The organism is Treponema sp., assembly GCF_045657965.1.
GTDB lineage: Bacteria > Spirochaetota > Spirochaetia > Treponematales > Treponemataceae > Treponema_D.
This window is the reverse complement of sequence record NZ_JAZOUG010000024.1, coordinates 1-2,443: the sequence shown is the minus strand read 5'-3', so window position 1 is coordinate 2,443 and position 2,443 is coordinate 1. Positions and strand designations below refer to the sequence as shown.

Here is a 2,443-nt window from a genome sequence, read left to right as displayed (position 1 = left end):
AAATATATTTATATAATTTTTAAGTATTTTCATGGAAAGGGAGGAATTCATGAAATCATTCGTTTTTTTAAATCGAAAAGGCGGTACAGGCAAAACCAGTATTTCAGTGACCTGTGCAATTGAACTTGCCAGAAAAGGTTTTAAAACTATTCTGGCTGACTGTGACCCTCAGGGTAATTCATCATCATGGCTTTCAAAGGATTTCAAATATGAACTTTCTGACGTTCTTAACGGCAAAGTAACCGTAGATAAATGTCTGGTAAAAAGCCACTTTGAAAATCTCTTTCTTCTTCCGACTTTTGCCATCAACGGCGGCCTCCAGAGTTTTGCTTCAAGCACACGAAATTACTATGTTTTTGAGGACACAGTTTTTCCAGCGTTGAAAGATTTTGACTATCTTATTTTTGATACATCACCTGCCTTTGGGGATTTCGAAAAAGGAATTGCAAACTGTGCAGATGTAATTGTTCCTGTCCTTAAGCTGGATCAGTTTTCAGCAGACGGATTCCAGACCCTTATAGAAAACCTCATCACAACTACAAAAGAAATCCGCTGTAAAGATCTTCTCGAAAAAATTTCTTTCGTAATTTTAAATCAGCAGGACAAACGTATGAAGTTCCAGTCACTGTTTGCAGAAAATTTCATGAAAAATTTTGATGACACTCAGTTTTTTACGATTCCGACTGACACAGCTTTCGTAAAAGCTCAGATTCTTAAAAATGCAGTTTCAGACAAATCAATTTCATCACGAAAAGAAACTTCTGACGCAATTGAAGCAATCATAAAGGAGATGACAAAATAATGAAAGTCAACGCAAATTTCAGCGCTGGTGCTACCAAAAAAGTAAATCCTCTGGAAGAAGCAATAAACAGCAATTTTTCACAGCAAAATACCCCGTCAGACGCACGAGAAACGGTTTTAACGGCCTCAAAATCAAATTCTGATGAAAATACTCAGGTTTCTCAAAACAAAACCGTTTCCGCAGATTCAAAGTCACAAATTTCCAACGCATCCAGAAGAGAAGTAAAAGAAAAATTCCTGGTTTCAATGTCAAAAGGCGAGAGAAGTATCTTTAAAGCCTTCTGTGCTATGCAGAATGTATCAATGAACCACTTTGTAATGTGCGCAATGGATTATTTCAAGGAAGATTTAGAAAACGGCAAAGTTTCTCTAAGTGCTCACTCTTACAAACGCAGGGAATCATAAAATGTCTGATGAAGAAAACAAATATCTGCAGGAACTCTTTCCTGTAGAACAAAATGCAAGCGAAATTATAAAAAAATTCCGAAGCTATATTGCAAGCCCCTTCATTGCAGCTGCTCTTCCTCTTAAAGATGTCAAGAAAAATGTCTTTGAAAGGAAATATAACAATATCAATTTTAAACTTACAAGTGATATTAAAGTTCCTTACGGAAAAAACGGAAGGCTTCTTCTCACAATCATGACAACGCACGCAGTTCTGGACAAGGAAGCCGGCTCTGGCAGCCCGGTTGTGCTTCAGTATTCTTCACTTCAGCAGCTTCTTGATGAACTTCAGCTTCCAAAACAGAGAGGTAAAGAAATAAAAGAGCAGCTTGAATGTTTTTCAGGAGCTTCATTTGTATTCCGTGAAAAAAAAGTAAAAAATGTTCAGAAATATCTCTTTAAAGAATTTTTCAGTGAAGATGAAAAACTTGATACAACAGTTACAGCGACATGGAATTCAAGTGGTGTTGTACCTTTTTTTGAATCAATGAGTTATGTTGACATTGACGAAAATGGAAAGGAAAAAAAGAGTATTGGAATAACAATAGTTCTTTCGGATAAATTTACAAAACTTTCAAAAGAACATTCGGTTCCGATTAATTATACTGTTTATAAAGAAATTTCAAGTGTAGTCGGTAAAGATTTATATGCCTGGTTTGTTTACAGAAATAACAGCATTACAGAACCGATTTTTATTTCAAGAGAATCACTTATAAATCAGTTTTTGCCTGTAAAGGAAAAAAGCTATGAATCTGAAGAAAGAGTAAACTGGAATACTCTTAAAGAACAGATAAATTTAATAAAAAAGAAATATTACCCGGATTTAAATGTTTCAATTGCACAGGATAATTCTGGAATAACACTTTCTAAAAGTAAGCCTGTTATTCTTCCTAATGATAAACATTATGTTCTGGTAACAGCTAATTTATAAAATGGTCTTTTTTAATGAGTAACAGGAATTCAACGGTTTTCAAGATTTTAACAGATATTACTATTTGTTGAAATTTATAAAACTATTTGTATTCTATTTGTTTATATAGAAGAAGTTGTGAATTTGTGACTTCTTCGTTGTCAAACTGTGACCTTGAAAAATGTATGGTTTGATTAAATCAATATAGGATAAGCAAATAGAAGGCATTTTAGAATCGTTGGAAATGTGTGACTTTTTTTGAAGTTTTCAACAGAAAATTGTTTAAAA

3 protein-coding genes are annotated in these 2,443 nt (G+C 33.9%); all 3 read left to right on the top strand.

Going from position 1 to position 2,443, the window contains the following annotated elements; all coding sequences use genetic code 11:
- Nucleotides 1-49 precede the first annotated feature (49 nt).
- Genes ACKI5B_RS00620 through ACKI5B_RS00610 form a run of 3 tightly spaced genes read left to right on the top strand, consistent with a single transcriptional unit; the run spans nt 50 to nt 2,176 of the window.
- Entirely contained in the window at nt 50-802 is a 753-nt protein-coding gene (locus ACKI5B_RS00620) for a ParA family protein (RefSeq protein WP_407425016.1), read from the top strand.
- Nucleotides 802-1,206, top strand: coding sequence for a hypothetical protein (locus ACKI5B_RS00615; protein WP_407425015.1), 405 nt, complete (start codon nt 802-804; stop codon nt 1,204-1,206). The genes ACKI5B_RS00620 and ACKI5B_RS00615 overlap by 1 nt, the downstream gene beginning before the upstream one ends.
- Nucleotide 1,207: 1 nt before the next feature.
- Nucleotides 1,208-2,176, top strand: coding sequence for a replication initiation protein (locus ACKI5B_RS00610; protein WP_407425014.1), 969 nt, complete (start codon nt 1,208-1,210; stop codon nt 2,174-2,176).
- The last annotated feature ends 267 nt before the right edge of the window (nt 2,177-2,443 follow it).

Bases quoted from the DNA above. Each gene is read 5' to 3' on its own strand.
- ACKI5B_RS00620 (WP_407425016.1), top strand. From the start codon at position 50: ATGAAATCATTCGTTTTTTTAAATCGAAAAGGCGGTACAGGCAAAACC.
- ACKI5B_RS00615 (WP_407425015.1), top strand. From the start codon at position 802: ATGAAAGTCAACGCAAATTTCAGCGCTGGTGCTACCAAAAAAGTAAAT.
- ACKI5B_RS00610 (WP_407425014.1), top strand. From the start codon at position 1,208: ATGTCTGATGAAGAAAACAAATATCTGCAGGAACTCTTTCCTGTAGAA.